Here is a 2,152-nt window from a genome sequence, read left to right as displayed (position 1 = left end):
GTTTAATGGAAAAATGGTTTTGTATTTGAATGATTTGGCAAATCCGAAGAATGGGCTTAATTTAGTCCCAAACCCGCTGTAGTACCAAGACGTTAGTGGCAAGCTTACAGCAAAATCATGAAAATAGCACGAAAAATGAAACTAAACAACCCCAAAAACAGTAACACTATAATGGCTATACTGTTTGTGCTATTATTTTTGGCAATTAAACCATTTTTTACTTCTTGTAATGATATATCAAAAACGAAAAGTGACAAATCATTTGACCAGTTCAGTGCAGAAATCCATCAAAATTCAGAATTGACTCAAATGGAAGGTTTTTTTTCAAAGTATAAAGAAATTTCAAAAGGGAGTAAAACAATATTTGAAATTGGACATTATCATGAAAGCGTAAAAGGAGCTTTAGACGCAGGCTTAACTACACGTCTCTTTTTTATACTTAAAACTGATTCATTAAAAATTGGAAAATATTATTTTTTTCAAAATGATGATTATTTTGAAACATACTGCTTACAAAACGGAGCTTGGATAGGAATTAGAAAGTTATACGGAACAAAAGGTAAATTCAAATTGATAAATTTTGACAAAAACAGTTTAAAAATAAAAGTTGAAGGCAAAATAACTTCCGAAATATTAAATGAAAAAGATATCGAAAACGAAATTATTATTCAAGACACAATAATCGAATTTAAATAGAAAACATAAAAGCCAGCCACTAACAGCCACTACAACGGATTTGGGCATTGAACTTAATGGAAAAATGGTTTTGTATTTGGATGATTTGGCAAATCCGAAAAATGGTCTTAATTTAATCCCAAACCCGCTGTAGTGCCAGAACGTTAGCAGGCATTAACACAGAAACCAATAAATAATTATGACATTTTTCAGTAATAAAAATATAGCCGAAGAAGAAAGAAGAAATATTGCATTTCAAGTTATGGTTGCAAACCGTGATTTATTAGAAATTGCGGTCAAAAGAAGTCAACCGCCAACATATGAAAATTCTATCGGTTTATTAAATGAAATCGCACCAGATTTATACAAAGATTTTACTGAATTATTAAGTCGCAAAAATGAAAGCGAATTAAGTCAATATTTTAACGAACTAGCCGAAATTCAATCAAAAGAAACTAATAAAACAGTTACTGCATTTGAATTAATTGACATTGAAATAGAAAAATTAAAGAAAAGAAATGAATTAGACCCAACCAAACGAATTATTAAAAAGAAATTAATGGAACATCTTGTTGCGAGACAAAAGATGGAACCTGTACGAATGACCGAAAATAGAATCCTAAATAGAGATTTTAGCAAAATTGACAGAAGTACATATGCAGAAACACATTTTGAAGATGATTTTTTCACAGATTTCAAGCTGAAAAACAATGATATTTTAAGAATAAGGTTTTTACATCCTGATAGCGATGAACATATCACTGGAGCAGATTTAATCTATGAACAATACGACTTAGTAAATAAAAAAGTTAGATTGGTGTTTTTGCAGTACAAAACTTGGGAAAATAATGTGATTTACAAATCTCAAACCAAAAATTTAGTACCACAACTTGAAAAGTTAGAGAATATATTGTGTAAAAACAAATTGTGTCATTCATCAGCAGGCACAAAAACTTCAAATAAATATAGATTTCCTTATTGCTCTGGATTTTTAAGACCAACTGATAAAATTCAAGAAAATGATAGCAAATTAATGTCAAGTGGTTTTCATTTACCTGTTTGTACTGCAATGAAAATGCTAGAAAAAGATGAGAAAATAGAAAAAAAGTTAATCAAAGAAGAAGCATTTAAGAGTCATATTTTCGAAGAATTATTTAATAGTAATATGATTGGTTCAAGATGGATAGATTTGGACAAAATTGAAGAAATTTATGAGGAAAATCAAATTTTTGAAAAAAGCGATCGAATCAGGCTTTATGCACAAGAATTCATAAATTAACGCCTGCTAACAGCCACTACAACGGATTTGGGCATTAGGCTTAATGGAAAGATGGTTTTGTATTTGGATGATTTGGCAAATCCGAAGAATGGGCTTAATTTAGTCCCAAACCCGCTGTAGTGCCAGAACGTTGGCGGTCAGCTTGAAAAACCGAAATCAATTATGAGAAAACTTTTTTATGCTTGTATTTTATTTTTA

At 30.2% G+C, this 2,152-nt stretch carries 2 protein-coding genes; both read left to right on the top strand.

The features are described 5' to 3' along the window. The first annotated feature begins 117 nt into the window (after positions 1-117). Positions 118-696, top strand: a complete 579-nt coding sequence (locus tag C8P67_RS21895) for a hypothetical protein (RefSeq protein ID WP_115815322.1) — start codon at positions 118-120, stop codon at positions 694-696. Between the two features lie 178 nt (positions 697-874). After that, positions 875-1,954 carry a hypothetical protein gene (locus tag C8P67_RS21890; RefSeq protein WP_115815321.1) on the top strand — a complete coding sequence of 360 codons (1,080 nt, stop codon included), beginning with the start codon at positions 875-877 and terminating at the stop codon, positions 1,952-1,954. Positions 1,955-2,152 lie beyond the last annotated feature (198 nt).

Source organism: Flavobacterium aquicola, from assembly GCF_003385115.1.
Lineage (GTDB): Bacteria > Bacteroidota > Bacteroidia > Flavobacteriales > Flavobacteriaceae > Flavobacterium > Flavobacterium aquicola.
The sequence above is the reverse complement of the archived record's forward strand: the minus strand, read 5'-3'. Positions and strand labels throughout refer to the sequence as shown.

Bases quoted from the DNA above. Each gene is read 5' to 3' on its own strand.
- C8P67_RS21895 (WP_115815322.1), top strand. From the start codon at position 118: ATGAAAATAGCACGAAAAATGAAACTAAACAACCCCAAAAACAGTAAC.
- C8P67_RS21890 (WP_115815321.1), top strand. From the start codon at position 875: ATGACATTTTTCAGTAATAAAAATATAGCCGAAGAAGAAAGAAGAAAT.